The sequence below is a fragment of the Nostoc sp. FACHB-190 genome, assembly GCF_014696905.1.
Taxonomy (GTDB): domain Bacteria; phylum Cyanobacteriota; class Cyanobacteriia; order Cyanobacteriales; family Nostocaceae; genus Nostoc_B.
Window position 1 is genome coordinate 363,260 of the sequence record NZ_JACJQW010000003.1, and the last position, 13,903, is coordinate 377,162.

Annotated in this window: 12 protein-coding genes; 4 read left to right on the forward strand and 8 right to left on the reverse strand. The window is 40.7% G+C overall.

The window, feature by feature from the left end:
* Window positions 1-25 precede the first annotated feature (25 nt).
* A complete protein-coding gene (locus tag H6G28_RS06110; RefSeq protein WP_190669666.1) occupies window positions 26-295 on the forward strand; it encodes a hypothetical protein in 270 nt (89 codons plus the stop codon).
* Between the two features lie 378 nt (window positions 296-673).
* Here the strand turns inward: H6G28_RS06110 and H6G28_RS06115 are convergent, their stop codons facing one another.
* The 4 genes from H6G28_RS06115 to H6G28_RS06130 form a co-directional block, all read right to left on the reverse strand.
* Window positions 674-1,207, reverse strand: coding sequence for a DUF1634 domain-containing protein (locus H6G28_RS06115; RefSeq protein WP_190588397.1), 534 nt, complete (start codon window positions 1,205-1,207; stop codon window positions 674-676).
* A gap of 1 nt (window position 1,208) precedes the next feature.
* Window positions 1,209-2,045, reverse strand: coding sequence for a sulfite exporter TauE/SafE family protein (locus H6G28_RS06120; RefSeq protein ID WP_190588398.1), 837 nt, complete (start codon window positions 2,043-2,045; stop codon window positions 1,209-1,211).
* Window positions 2,046-2,118: 73 nt separating this feature from the next.
* A complete protein-coding gene (locus tag H6G28_RS06125; protein ID WP_190588399.1) occupies window positions 2,119-2,754 on the reverse strand; it encodes a cadmium resistance transporter in 636 nt (211 codons plus the stop codon).
* Window positions 2,755-2,802: 48 nt separating this feature from the next.
* Window positions 2,803-4,260, reverse strand: coding sequence for an APC family permease (locus H6G28_RS06130; RefSeq protein WP_190669668.1), 1,458 nt, complete (start codon window positions 4,258-4,260; stop codon window positions 2,803-2,805).
* A 131-nt stretch (window positions 4,261-4,391) separates the two neighbouring features.
* Between H6G28_RS06130 and H6G28_RS06135 the strand changes: the two genes are divergently transcribed.
* The gene (locus H6G28_RS06135) at window positions 4,392-4,595 is read left to right on the forward strand and encodes a hypothetical protein (RefSeq protein WP_190588401.1); all 204 of its coding nucleotides are present in this window, start codon (window positions 4,392-4,394) and stop codon (window positions 4,593-4,595) included.
* 252 nt (window positions 4,596-4,847) lie between these two features.
* Entirely contained in the window at window positions 4,848-5,501 is a 654-nt protein-coding gene (locus H6G28_RS06140; RefSeq protein WP_190588402.1) for a hypothetical protein, read from the forward strand.
* A 195-nt stretch (window positions 5,502-5,696) separates the two neighbouring features.
* Here H6G28_RS06140 and H6G28_RS06145 read toward each other — a convergent pair whose 3' ends face one another.
* The 3 genes from H6G28_RS06145 to H6G28_RS06155 form a co-directional block, all read right to left on the reverse strand.
* A complete protein-coding gene (locus tag H6G28_RS06145; RefSeq protein ID WP_190669670.1) occupies window positions 5,697-6,449 on the reverse strand; it encodes a phosphatase PAP2 family protein in 753 nt (250 codons plus the stop codon).
* A gap of 101 nt (window positions 6,450-6,550) precedes the next feature.
* Window positions 6,551-7,840 carry a histidinol dehydrogenase gene (gene hisD, locus H6G28_RS06150; RefSeq protein ID WP_190669672.1) on the reverse strand — a complete coding sequence of 430 codons (1,290 nt, stop codon included), beginning with the start codon at window positions 7,838-7,840 and terminating at the stop codon, window positions 6,551-6,553.
* A gap of 216 nt (window positions 7,841-8,056) precedes the next feature.
* Window positions 8,057-9,781 carry an ankyrin repeat domain-containing protein gene (locus H6G28_RS06155; protein WP_190669675.1) on the reverse strand — a complete coding sequence of 575 codons (1,725 nt, stop codon included), beginning with the start codon at window positions 9,779-9,781 and terminating at the stop codon, window positions 8,057-8,059.
* A gap of 712 nt (window positions 9,782-10,493) precedes the next feature.
* Between H6G28_RS06155 and H6G28_RS06160 the strand changes: the two genes are divergently transcribed.
* A complete protein-coding gene (locus H6G28_RS06160) occupies window positions 10,494-11,681 on the forward strand; it encodes an AbrB family protein (RefSeq protein ID WP_190588406.1) in 1,188 nt (395 codons plus the stop codon).
* Between the two features lie 428 nt (window positions 11,682-12,109).
* Here the strand turns inward: H6G28_RS06160 and H6G28_RS06165 are convergent, their stop codons facing one another.
* A complete protein-coding gene (locus tag H6G28_RS06165) occupies window positions 12,110-13,759 on the reverse strand; it encodes an alpha/beta hydrolase (protein ID WP_190669677.1) in 1,650 nt (549 codons plus the stop codon).
* Window positions 13,760-13,903 lie beyond the last annotated feature (144 nt).

Genomic DNA, 13,903 nt, shown 5'->3' on the forward strand with positions numbered 1-13,903 from the left:
ATCAATCATATCTGACTAAATTAAAATGGCAAATTTTACTATCTCAAATATATTTTTAACCCTAGGAATTATTTTCTTAGTAATTTCTGTGTTGGGACAATCAAAGTTAGGTTTTATTGAAATTAATCCAGGCTGTTTTGGTAGAGTGTTAGCCTTATTTCTTGGAGTTGCTAGTTTAGCCTTTGTATTTTTAGGCGGTAATTTCTCAGTAGAAACTGTTGACTTAATTAGAAACTATTTAGCAAAGGCTATTCAACAAAATATCCCGCAGCTTAACGAAATTTTCAACTCTTAATATCACTTATCAATTTATCAGATGATGTAGAGACGGGGAGCATCCCACTTTTTGTATGTCATTGCGTAGGCGTTAGCCTTCCCAAAGGGTACGCAACGAAGTGAAGTGAAGCAATCGCAAAGTCTCGCACTAAGAACAAAAACATGCGATTGCTTCGTCGTGCCTCCTCTCTGCGAGACGCTACGCGAACGCAATGACTTTTATTCTTTAGTTGCTAAATAAAAACTGGGATGCACCCGTAGAGACGTTACATACAACATCTTGGTATTAAATTGTCATAATACTCATAGGAATTATGCAATGCTCGTAAGGGTGTAGGTATTCAAAACCCTTACACCCCAACACCCTTAAACACTTACACCCATTCCATAATTACGATTAAAAATAAGCTCCTACCAAACTATAAGTTAAACTAGCTAATACTAACAGAGTTACAACAATATAAGTTAATTCGCGCTTGAAGATAAAAGCCAATAAAGAAATAATTACACGTAAAACAGGTGTGGCAATTAATAGTAATAAACCTAATTGAATAATCCCTCGACGGCTACCTGCTAAAACTGCATTGAAGACACCAGCAGGGGAACGAAACTCTGAGGGTTCACCGTGAAAAACTTGATATGTAGCAGGTTCAGAACCGTGGTTAATTAAATATAATATGCCACCCAACAACACCACAGCACTAGCTATTAACACACCATACTTTAAAAGATTACTGAGTATGTATTCTAATTGCTGTTCGCTGGCTGTTTTGCTGACTATCTGACTACTATTAATCTCACTGTTATGGCGTTGTTCTTCTAATTGTTGAATATCTGAGTCTGGTTCTTCTGCTGGCAAGGTAATTGTTGCGACTTCAGTCTCTGCTGATGTTGATGATTGCCAACGAAAAATAGAATTAAACTCATACATATTACAGCCCCCCTATTAGACTGTTATAGACCATTTTAAAAGCCATTACTACTAGCACAAGACTGAAAATAATTCGCAAAATTTGTGTTTTAGCACCTATAAGCACTTTGGCTCCTAAAAAAGCGCCAGGTAATACTCCTAACATCACCGGCATTGATAATCCCGGATCGATGTAACCTCTGGCTAAATAAACCCCGGCGGATGCGGCGGCGGTGACACCAATCATAAAATTGCTAGTGGTAGTAGAAACTTTAAAAGGTATACGCATGGCTTGATCCATTGCTAGTACCTTGAATGCACCTGAACCAATGCCAAGTAATCCTGATAAAATTCCAGCAACGAACATCACACTAAACCCTGCTGGTACAGCATTAACTTGATAAGACATCAAGCCATCGGGAGTGGGATAAGTACCATTGAGGTTGAAATAATTGGCTAAAGGATCTGCGGGTTGATCTTGATCAATTTCTATTCTGGGTCGTTGCGAAAGATATGCTGAATAAATCAAAACGATCGCTAAGACAATCGTCAACATTTTAACAGAGACAAATACCGCAATCATCGCCCCAATAATTGCCCCAATTGTCGTAGCAACTTCTAAAAACATGCCTAGGCGTAAATTGGTGTAGCCTTTTTTGATATATGTGGAGGCTGCACCCAAGGAAGTCGCAATCACAGAGACCAAGGAAGCACCGACAGCATAGCGAATATCTACGCCAAAGACGGAAGTTAATAGGGGGACAATGACAACTCCACCACCCAAGCCCGTTAACGCACCGACAAAGCCAGCACTAAATGAACCAAGCCAAACTAGTAAAGAAAATTCTAGTATGTTCAAACCTCATACCTCTTTTGATATAGGGAAATTCCCAGAGATTTTGCAGATGAATCTACTAACTACCCTGCTGTCTTCAAGATAAATTGAGTAAAGTTAAGCTGCCACTGTCAATAACAATAAAAGCGCCTAGCCCCATGAGTACAAAAGGCATAAAATTATTCCCATAACGAGTTAACAAGTTAGCGATCGCAGTTTGGTTAGTTAATTGATTAGCTACGTAACACAAACATCCCACCAACGTAAAAAACACACCCAAAATTACTAATAAACTTTCCCAAGTGGCGCTGGCGAACAAAGGCACATAAATACTAATATTGTCAGTACCATTGGCAAATGTCACGGCTGCTACACTGTAAGTCTGCAAATTGAATAATTTGGCTAACAAAGTGTCTGGCGATGCTTCTGTTTGTGGTTCTACTGTGGCTGATTCATCTTCTTCTTGACTCAATAAGCACTTGATCCCAATAGCAATGGGAACTAAACCAAACAGCCCAATCCACGGACGTGGTAGGATTAAGCCACCAAAAAAACCCGGCAGACTTGCCATTACCAGTGCTGTAAAACCAAGATACTGCCCGACAATGATATGCCAACGGCGAAACTTGGCGTTAATCTGGGAGAAAAATAGCGTCAGTATCACTAAATCGTCGATATTTGTGGCGCTAAAGGCAAATGCCCCGGTACTAATTGCTGTAACTAACCCGTTCATATCAATTTAGTTCAAATCAGAATTTTTGTAATCAAAAGATGCAAAAATTTAAGGAATTTTGCTGCGATCGCTAAATCTGGCGTGGATCTCTTCAATTCCTTGGCGCATTCCTGCAACTAACTGGGGAGAACGTCTTCTTTTGACAATGAACCAGCCGCTAGTTGCAACTATGTACATCAAGAATAAGTAGGGAAAGGCATCATAAGGCGCTTCCGGAACTGGAAATAGGCTACTACCAGGGATGCCAATACTACCCAAAACCGGAATCATCATAAAACCAACCCCAAGGATAGAAAACGCGATATCTCGGCGGCGTAGCTTGTTGATTTTATACAGATAAACAGGTGCAGCAATGGAAATCAAAATATAGACAGTCAAAAATCCATAGCTACAAATAGCCCCCAAATAGCCCATACAATCAAACAGCTTGATATTCAAAAAAGACATCCCCGCCGGCACAAGGAACATAATCAAAGAACACATTGTGACTGCAACATGAGGTGTTTTATTAGCTGCGTGGGCTGTACCTAACGATGAATGAAATAAACCATGACGCGCCATCAAAAAGAAAACTCTAGAGGCGGGGTTGATACTACCTAGAATGCAAGCAAAGAAGCTAAACAAAGCACCCAAACCCACTAATTCACCCAAAAGGCCGACTCCTGCCTGTCGGGATAAAAATCCTAACGGTTCCTCTGTGTTGGTAATAGATACGCCAGCATGGCTAAAACCCAAGACTTCTATATAAGTTGTGCAAACATAAAACAACCCAGCCAAAATCACACTACCCATGACTGATTTTGGTATGGTTCGCAAGGGATTTTTCGCTTCATCACCCAAAGATGTGGCACTTTCAAAGCCAGAAAATGCAAACATGACTAACACTAATCCCGTCGCTATACTACCTGGAGTGGTATCAGCCAAGGTCAGTTGAGACATATCCAAGGCAAAACCTTGGTGCGCCCAGATAATCAAGCACAAGATAGCAATTAAAAAAATTGATATTCCTTCCATCCACAACATAGCGACAGCAGAAAGTTGGATATCTTTGTAAGCTGCATACCAAGAAATTCCAGCACCGATCGCCAGTAATGTAATACTTGAAGGATGAATGCCTAAATGCCCAATTAAAACACCACTAAAATTGGCAAAACCGCAAAGCACAGACATCCCTGTAAATAAATAAGCTAGTACTAAACTCCAGCCACAAATCACTCCGGCTGTTGCACCTAAACCTTTGGTAATGTAGGAATAAAGTGAACCTGGAGATGCCGAACGACTAGCAAATTGATTGATATTAATACTGACAAATAATAGTCCCACTAAGCCAATCAAAAAACTTAGCCAAGTACCGTTACCCGAAAGTGCAACGATTAAACCAATGTTAGATGCGGGTATTGTTGTTGGTGCAATTACCGCAAAAGATTGCGCTAACACTTCCGTGAAAGACAGACATTCTGGCTTTAAGCCATGCAGACTTTGATGAGCAGAAATTTCCTTTTTCATCTTGCAAGTTTTAGTTTGGCAAATGGCGCATAGAATGATGGTTGTCACAACAAATTAGGGGAGAGCTTTTAGTTATACACTACTAAAAACAATTCCTGATTTTGAATGATAGATATTGGTATATCTATCAAATGGCAGCGCCTATCGTTAGTTTTATTTCTCAAGATAGATTTAATACTACCCCATGTATTTTCTACAATCAAGTAGACAAAAAATCTAATTTTTATGATTTTTTAAGCAATGCAAATCCCAAATCTAACAGGAGTTATGGGTGTTTAAATATGGCAACTCTCTCATTAATTCCGCTTGCTGACTGTGGAGAAGAATATCCGTAAATATCATCGGGATAAGTGCCATTTAAACCCTAAAGTTATGAGGTGATAACATAGATATCGCGCCCTTATTTGATATGTGAATACAAGAGACAAGGGAAACAATGAGGACAAGAGAGACAGGGATAAATCGTTTAGGATAGCTATAAAATTAGTCAACAAGACAAAAATATGATATGAGATTTACCACATAAAGCTGATGATTTTTTGATGATTGGGTATACTCTGCAATTTTGAAAAAATAGGTACATAAAGATGAAAAAAATTAAATGCTTGTTGCTGACAGTTATATTATTTGCAAGTTTAGTATTTGCTCAACCAGCCTTAGCCGATCGCCCAAAAGTTAGCAAAAATCCAGATTATATAACTCTCACCAAAGAGTTAGAACAATTTCTCTCTGCCAAAACATCACAACAGCAATTAGAAGATTACACCCCTGAACAAATTGACCAAAAAATCAACGAATTAGAACTCCAAAAATATGCTTTTGAGTCAGGAATTGACTGGGGACAATGCACCAATCAAACAGGACAGACAATAGCTATTTACGGGCCAGAACCAAATTTAGATGATGATGAATACTCAGAAACAGCCGCGCTTTATTTCTTACCTGATGGCGCAACAACACAAGATAGATGGAATTGTAAAGGTATCTATTTACCCGCAGATGTAAATGCTGTAGCGTTAAATCCAGACCGATCTGGACAAGAATTTGTGGGTGATGTGGTGGTGAAAGTTCCCAATGGGACAAACTTAGTTTTCAAAACTAATCCTGATACTGGCGTAATTGAATTTAATCAAGTTGGCGCTAAAATTCTTCCAGCCAGTGATGTGAACTGGTATATTCCCAAAGTGTCGCAAACAATTGTTGAGGCTCATGTTGCAACTGCACCTACTAAGAAGGGGTGAGTAGGAAAGTCGGGAATAGTAAGCTATTAAGCACTTAGTTTGCAGTTTAGACCGCAGGGGAGCAGAGGGGCAGAGGGGCAGAGGAGAGAGTTTAAGTCATTTATGTACAATTTCAATAGTGCAGCTTAAATGCTGATTAGCTTATTACTGTAATTATGTACAAAGTTTTGAGTCAGAGCCGCTCACCAAAAAGATTTACTCGTGAGCGGCTAATTTTTCCTGTTCTTCTGGGAGTAAAGTAGTTTCCGCCGCAGGTTGTACACCAGGGACAGGTAAAGTTTTCACCAGATGGGGTTTAATAATCATACTCACGCCAGTTCCCCAAGCGATCGCCACCATCCAACCTCCGAGAATATCACTGGGAAAGTGAACTCCCAAATACAGGCGTGTCCAGGCAATAGTTAATATATACAAGCTACCAAAAATCCATACCACCCAGCGCCCAGAACTTTGCCAAGCTAAAATCAACAAGATAATAGCCAAGGTAGTACTCGTCATAGCATGGCCGCTAGGAAAAGAAAAATCTAACTCTGGGGCGAGGGATGTCCAAAAATCTGGGCGGAGACGATGCCATAATTCCTTAGCAGTGCGGTTGATAAAGGCACTTCCCAAGGCAGTGATTAACAAGTAAACTAGCGATCGCCAGCGTTTTTGCCAGAGTAATATCAGGGCAATTGTGATTAAAATTGGCAGCACAGTCCAAAATGACCCCAACTTAGTCAGCGCCACCGCCAAAGTATCTAACTGGGGGTTGGCTGTAGAGTGAACCGCCAATAAAATCGGCACATCCCAAGGGAAGCCAGCTTGATATTGCCAAACTTGCACAGCCAAAACTTGAAATATCTGCAATGGTAAATATACTCCTACAAATAGAAGTAAAAGCGATCGCCAACGGGCAACCAGCAGATTTCTGATAAAAGAAACAGGTGTCCTTTTCTCTGCATCCATATCAACTTTTGTTTTGTATACAAGGGATGACCAACCTTTTCAAGAGTGCTGAGTAAAAAACAAAATAATTACACTCAGCACTCAGCACTCAGCACTCAGCACTATTCAAGTGATTGCAAACGTACAGCCACACTACCAGCATGGGCTGGTAAACCTTCCGCCTCAGCTAAAGTCACCGCAGCTTTACCAATTTCTTGCAACGCGGCTTGATTGCATTCTAAATAAGTAATGCGTTTGAGAAAATCATACACACTCAAACCAGAAGCAAACCGCGCCGAACGAGAAGTTGGTAAGACATGGTTAGGGCCGCCCAAATAATCACCTATCGCCTCTGGGGTGTAGCGTCCTAAAAACAAACTACCGGCGCATTTAATTTGACTGGCGAGTAACTGCGGGTTATCTACGCATAACTCAACGTGTTCAGGAGCCAATTGATTCAGCAATGGTATACTTTCAGCCAAATCACCCACTACAATAACTGCACCATGATTTAGCCAACTATCACTCGCCACTGCTTGAGTAGATAGTTTGGTAAGAACTAATTCAACGGCGGTGATCACTTGCTGGGCGAAAACTGCCGAATCAGTAATTAAAATAGATTGGGCGCTGGGGTCGTGTTCTGCTTGCGATAACAAATCCCACGCTATCCACTCTGGGTTATTTTGATCATCGGCTACCACCAAAATTTCCGAAGGGCCAGCGATGCTATCGATACCCACAGTCCCGAATACCTGCCGTTTGGCTTCCGCAACATAAGCATTACCAGGGCCAACCACTTTATCTACAGGTTTAATCGTTTCTGTGCCGTAGGCGAGGGCGGCTACTGCTTGCGCCCCACCAATACTATATATTTCTGTTACGCCAGCCACCTGCGCCGCCGCTAACACAGCCGGGTTAATTTCACCCCGTGGCATAGGTACGGTCATCACAATGCGTTCCACCCCAGCAATTTTGGCAGGTAAAGCATTCATCAACACCGAACTAGGATAGCTGGCGCGTCCACCAGGGACGTAAATACCAACTTGCGAGAGAGAAACCCAATTTAAACCGAGTTTTACCCCTGTTACGTCGGTGTAACCAATATCTTGGGGCAGTTGTTTTTGGTGAAAGCTGCTAATGCGTTCGGCGGCTAATTCCAGGGCGACTCTCACATCAGCCGGACATTTGGCGGCTTGGGTGGCGATAAAATCCGCACTCAGATGCAAAGATTCTGGGCTGAAATGGTCGAAACGAGTAGTATATTCCTTAACTGCGGCATCACCCCGCACTTTTACATCAGCCAGAATGCCGCGTACTGTACCACTAACATCAACCGTGGCTTCCCGGCGATTATTGACGAGTGCTTGGAACGCGGTGGAAAAATCTGTGTCAGTTGTTTTAAGTAGCTGCATGGACAATATCTTTGAAATCAGTGCAGGTTAGCAGTCAGGATATTAATTAGTGTAGAGTATGAGGCGATCGCCTGGTGGGGTTGCTGGTAAATCTTGCAGGACTTACGCAAAAGTTATGAAACATCAGTGGAACTCTACGGAAATAAACATAGCTGATGAATCAAGGTAAGAGTATCTCAATTAGGCTTGACACAAGAAATTAGAAGAACCTAAGATTTACCCTTCAACGGTCACACGACTCCAAGTCAAGTCACTTAAATCTAAAACGTATTCAACTGAATTATCTATATAATCTTCTATTTTCTCATTATTAATCACCCACAAGTTACCGCCAGTAATGTGTATTTTATCTGGTTCTTGGTAGATAGCTTTGTGTTTACTGATCCATCCTGGTTTATCGCCAGTTGTTGCTACTTGTTCTATGACAAATGTGTGTATATGTAACCTGTAAACTGGAGTTTCATGATAAATTCTTGTACCGAAATATCCTAAGTTGCCAATGATATATATGTATTCTCCAACTAATGTGGCAGAATGAAAATCAGTTGGCGGAAATACATCTTGGGGATAGCCAAAAATCTGAAAACTACCATCACCTTGATAAACTACCACATCGTTATATATACAAAAATCAGGGTCATAGGAGTCTTCATGTTCACCAGCAATTTCGATAATTCTGCCATCTGCTAATTGTGTAATGCTTCTGCCAAAGCGGTCATAGCACCATGCTTTATCTTGCCAATTTTCTGTATCATCAAAAAAGTTTTTAGCTGCATAAGCAGAACAACCATGACAAATCATTGCCTCCCAAAAGGGAATTGTCATCAACTCTGGATTGCTTTTGCCAAAGCGCGGCTGTTTGCCAGCAAAATACTGCTCTGGAGTTACTTGTGATAATGAAAATTTGTTGTTGTTAATTCCGGTGAGCGATCGCCGCATATCATCGTTAATATCGCTGATATCTTCACCAGATGCAATTAACATTCTGACAATTTCTTGATTTTTCGCTACCTTAATGGCTTTGTCATCGCAATGATTTATGCTGCTGGGGTTTGCGCCAGCTTCTAGTAAAATTTTGACGCAATCAGTAGCACCATACTCTGCCGCCATGATTAACGCAGTGTTACTAAATTCATCAGTAGCTTCAATATCAAATCCCTCTGCAATTAGCCACTCTAAGACTTCCAGTCTATTGTTTTCTATTGCATACATTAACGGCGTTTTTCCGCAGTTTCCCACATCGTTGTGATTTGCTCCCGTCGCTAGGAGTAATTTAGCTTTAGGTAATTCACCCACTTGAATACTTAATAACCAAGGAGTTCTATCCCAACAATCACGCACATTTTGATCTGCGCCTTGTTCTAGCAAGAACTCTACTTGCTCTAGGCTGCCAAAAACTATAGCGTGCATTAATTCTGTCCATTCCAGTTGCTCTGGGTTAGCACCTGCGTTCAATAATAATTGGACAGCATCAAATCTCCCAACATGAGCAGCTACTTTAATTGCAGATTCACCATAGCTACTCATCCCATTGACAGCAGCACCTCTAGAGATGAGTAAATTCAAAGTTGATATTAAGTTTTCATCTTGGACAATATCTCGACCATACATAGCATGAATTAAGACATCATATCCATCTGAAGTTTGATAGTTAATATCGGCTCCAGCATCGAGAATCAATTGGATTTTATCGAGATTTCCTGACTGCACAGCTAACCCAAGTACGGTATTTTGAGATTCTGGTTCAACAGCATTGACATTCGCGCCATTTTCTAAGAGAAAGCGAATCATCTCAACCCCTGCATTGGAACTACTAACTGCACACATTAATGGTGTTTGCTGGGAATACTCGTCTAGGCATTCAATATCAACACCATTGGCTATTTTATCTGCGACTCCTGCAATATTGCCCTGCTGGACATCAATATGAATTTTTTCCATACATTTTCTGAGTTAACTTCTGATATAAATTACTACAACCAGAAGCGATCGCGCTTTTCATCTTATCCCCATAGATAGGAATACGGTTTGATTCCTGAATCTAATTGTGTGGTGCGCGAAGCGCAGCGCAAGCGCGATAGGCAGGGAGTAGGGAATGGGGAGTAGGGAGTAGGAAAGAAGTCTGCTCTGGGTGTACTGATTTTTTTCCCAAATCAAATATTAGTCCTAGTACAGGTTGGCGTAAATAAACAGACCATAAGAAATTGCTAAAAAGCTTGTAGTATCGTTATTCTTTCTTTTTACTTTTGCCTTTTTACTTTTGCCTTGTTGTACTAGTACAGCAAGGCAAAAGTAAAAAGGCAAAACATGGTAGGGAACATCTGTTTTCTACCATTTATTGTCCTAATACCAATTCTATGTGAGTCTGCATTTAATCTTCATATCTCTTCTTTCTTTGTGTTCTACCCTTCGGGAAGCCGCTATCGCGTCTATGCGCCCTTTGTGGTTCGTTCTTTAATTCAGTGCATCTTCATGCAGAATTGGTATAAATACCAAATATTGCTGTGGTGATGAGGCTGAAAGCTATGTTTAAATTTTATTAAGATTGTTGTGATACTGTTGCCTTTGTACATAGAACTTAAAAACAGTAAGTCATTGGCGATCGCATTAATTCCAGAACCTAGTCAAATTTAATTTTAAAAAACTTGTATCAATGAATCAAAGCCTCAGTGTTACTCCCACTCAGGAGGAAATTTTTCATCAAAATCTCTCTGGTACTCAACCACAGCTAATTGTTCCTCAAATCATGGTTCTGGCTTTAGAAATACTATTAGCATTACCACTGAGTATCGGCTTGGTAAAGTTGCATGTTGGCGGTATTGCTTGGATATTTGGTGGTATCGCTGCTGGTACAATCGTCCTCCAAGGATGTCGAATTTTCTACCAATACACACCCAAACCTAACAGAACTGCAAGAAAAGTCGGGATGGGACTTGTAGGACTGACTGTGGGTTTATCTAATGGTAATAGTGACCTGATCAATTTAGCTGCTGGGATTCCGATATTTGTGGCTCTGACCTTTTTTTTATTGGTATGTGGTAGCTGTATTGGCTATATTTATTCCCGACTCAGCAAAACTAATTTATTAACAGCAATGTTGGCGACAGTTCCCGGTGGCGTGGGTGTGATGTCATCAATTGCGGCTGATTACAATAAAAACGTGACTTTGGTTGCTTTAGTGCAAGCAATTCGGGTGACTTGTGTAGTATTGGTAATTCCTTTTATTGCGAGAACCACAGTTGGTAATGACTGGAATTCTGCAACACTTCCTGTCAAACAAGCTTTACTCAATCTGGAACCTTCACAAATCGGACTGTTGGTGGTAGCGTTGCTAATTACTGGAGTGATAGTTTATTGCGCTATTGTTTGGAAAATTCCGGCTGGAGATTTTTTTGGGGCGTTACTACTGGGTATATTTTTTAATTATTTTTTGAATTTCTTACCTTTTGTGAGTGGAGCTAACTTGAGTCCACAACCATTGGTGAATATAGTTGGTCAAATGCTGTTGGGAATTACCATCGGAGAATATTGGGGAGAAAAACCCACTTTTGGTAAACGAACTGTAGGTTGTGCGTTGATTTCTGTAGCGTTGACGCTGATTGCAGGTGCGATCGCTGCTATGCTGGCTATGCACTTCACTTCTTGGGATTGGTTAACTTGTCTTTTGGTAACAGCCCCCGGTGGTGCTGCTGAAATGATCTTAGTTTCCCTAGCCTTAGATCATAATGTGGAAATTGTCACCACAGGTCATTTAGTCAGACTGATTGCTATTAATAGTTCCTTGCCTCTTTGGTTATTTTTATTTCGCCGTCTTGAAAGTCAGTTGAAGTCTGAAGTATGAAGTCTGAAGTCTGAAGTCTGAAAGTTAATGGAAAGAAAAAACCTCGGTGTTGTTCAAACCGAGGTGATTAGGAGAAGTCCAAATGTCGATGGGAGATACCGATACCGAAGTCCGTTGTTCATCGCTAACAGCAAAAGACATCAAATTCTGACAATATCTTTATGTGTTAGCGGATTTGATTGTATTTAATTACCGATTTCTAAACTTATGTTAATAAGTGTAACTAAATTGTTACGATAAGTCAACATAAATTGACAAAGAACAGCTAATATTAGTGATAACAAAAAGTTATGTATTCAATAAACAGAAGCGATCGCTAGTACAACAAGGCAAAAGTAAAAAGAAATAATACTTATCAAGTCAGCTTTTTACCTATTTTTAATGGTCTGCTGATTTACGCCGCAGTGTACTAGTGAGAGAATGGGGAGTTATTTATCTATATATTCCTCCACTACTTTGAGCGCATCAGGAGGAATTTCTGTTACCAAGAGAAAGGGAAATGCTGGCGTAGAAGCTGAAATCGCATAATTCGGTGTCAAAAACACACTATATTGTTGAGCCTCTGGGGTGAGTTGTGCAGCCATAGCCAGGACTATCACCTTCACAAATTTACGAACATCGGCTGCTTGTTCTCCGACAACTTCGCCGCCAGAAAAAGGTGTGTTGGGTTGACCGGCTTGATCTAAAGTAGTGCTGGGGTCTTTAACGCTGAGATGAGTACCACCAAGTATACCAACCAGCCATTTAGGTGCAGGAATTTTGTGAAACCCAACAACTTGTTCAGTCAACGCCGGAGTACTTTTATCGGCGGAACTTGCCAAGATGAGAGTCGGGACTTGTACCTTAGTTAAACCAGAGTCGCCAAACATCAAAGAACTGGTAGGATTAAGAGCGATCGCTTGCTTAATTCGAGTATCCCGCAGTTGATAGCTGTTGTTTGGTAGTTCTTGAGCAACGCACTGTGCAGTTTCACCCAAACTAAATACAGCCAAATTTTGTTTGCAGCGTTGTTTGAGCTTATCTAGTTGTAATTCACCACCAGCCAAGGCCAAAGCTGTACCGCCACCAAAAGAATAACCAATAACCATCGCATTGTTAGTTGCGAGTTTACCTGCTAACGGGTCGTTAGGAGTTTGGTTAACTTTGGCGAGTTCATCCAAAACAAAACTAATATCTTTGGGACGTTCTAAAAATTCTTGCGGTTTGATGAGTTTACCTTTACCTTGTAAACCAGCATCAACATTTGTTTGATTACTACCAGGATGTTCGACAGCCACAAATACATAACCGTGGGATGCTAAATGTTCTGCAAGATAACGTAAATCAGTCCGCACAGAACCCAAACCGTGAGAATAAACTATGACTGGTTTATTTGCAGTTGCAGCATTTGACCAATAAATATCTACAGGAATATTACGCTGACGTTGTTTGTCAAGCCAATTGACTTTCAATACTTGGACTTCCGCCGTTCCAGGTTGACTGGGGTCAAATGGTAAAGAAACTTGTAGCGATTTTTGATTAAGTTGGGGTGCGATCGCTAACATAAATTGTTGAGTCCGCCAAAACGCCGTATTAAAATTACCAGACAACTTGAAAATTGCAGGTAAATTAATTTCCAGACTTTGACTCGGATAAGCCGCAATAAAACTCAGTAACGACAACCCTTGAGGCGCAGTTGCACCGATAACCGCTCCCGCTCTCAGAGCTTGCACACCGGCTTTATCCTTACGTACAAGCGCAGTCGAGAAATCATTAAGAATTGTTGCCCCAATCTGAGTATTGAGTAACCGATTAACAGTCACAACATTCAACGGTAGCGGCATTTTCAGCGTCTCTAACAAAAAGCGCCGTTCTTGGGAAGATAATTTACGACCATACAATTCAAAACCATTCGGGAAATCTCCCATCTCGGCTGCTTTTTGCAACTCAGCCAAAGAAACAGACTCCGCTAACAAGCCATAACGCAACACAACTTTATCAGCCGCTTTTGCCACAGTATTTATACTTAGTAAATCTGTGTAAGTAAAAGTACAAAAGCAACCCACCAATAAATTTAAAGCTTTCCTACTAATTCTCATAAAAATATTCGTCAATGAATCCTGACGGGAATATAACGGATATTTTGACATTTGACGACTCTTAAGATTAAGGCAAGAAAATACGGAGATATCATTGAGTGCAAGATACAGCAACTGAGTGAAAAAAGTCATGAGTCATGAGTC

Bases quoted from the DNA above. Each gene is read 5' to 3' on its own strand.
- H6G28_RS06135 (WP_190588401.1), top strand. From the start codon at position 4,392: ATGGCAGCGCCTATCGTTAGTTTTATTTCTCAAGATAGATTTAATACT.
- H6G28_RS06155 (WP_190669675.1), bottom strand. From the start codon at position 9,781: ATGGAAAAAATTCATATTGATGTCCAGCAGGGCAATATTGCAGGAGTC.
- H6G28_RS06145 (WP_190669670.1), bottom strand. From the start codon at position 6,449: ATGGATGCAGAGAAAAGGACACCTGTTTCTTTTATCAGAAATCTGCTG.
- H6G28_RS06125 (WP_190588399.1), bottom strand. From the start codon at position 2,754: ATGAACGGGTTAGTTACAGCAATTAGTACCGGGGCATTTGCCTTTAGC.
- hisD (WP_190669672.1), bottom strand. From the start codon at position 7,840: ATGCAGCTACTTAAAACAACTGACACAGATTTTTCCACCGCGTTCCAA.
- H6G28_RS06165 (WP_190669677.1), bottom strand. From the start codon at position 13,759: ATGAGAATTAGTAGGAAAGCTTTAAATTTATTGGTGGGTTGCTTTTGT.
- H6G28_RS06115 (WP_190588397.1), bottom strand. From the start codon at position 1,207: ATGTATGAGTTTAATTCTATTTTTCGTTGGCAATCATCAACATCAGCA.
- H6G28_RS06160 (WP_190588406.1), top strand. From the start codon at position 10,494: ATGAATCAAAGCCTCAGTGTTACTCCCACTCAGGAGGAAATTTTTCAT.
- H6G28_RS06140 (WP_190588402.1), top strand. From the start codon at position 4,848: ATGAAAAAAATTAAATGCTTGTTGCTGACAGTTATATTATTTGCAAGT.
- H6G28_RS06110 (WP_190669666.1), top strand. From the start codon at position 26: ATGGCAAATTTTACTATCTCAAATATATTTTTAACCCTAGGAATTATT.
- H6G28_RS06130 (WP_190669668.1), bottom strand. From the start codon at position 4,260: ATGAAAAAGGAAATTTCTGCTCATCAAAGTCTGCATGGCTTAAAGCCA.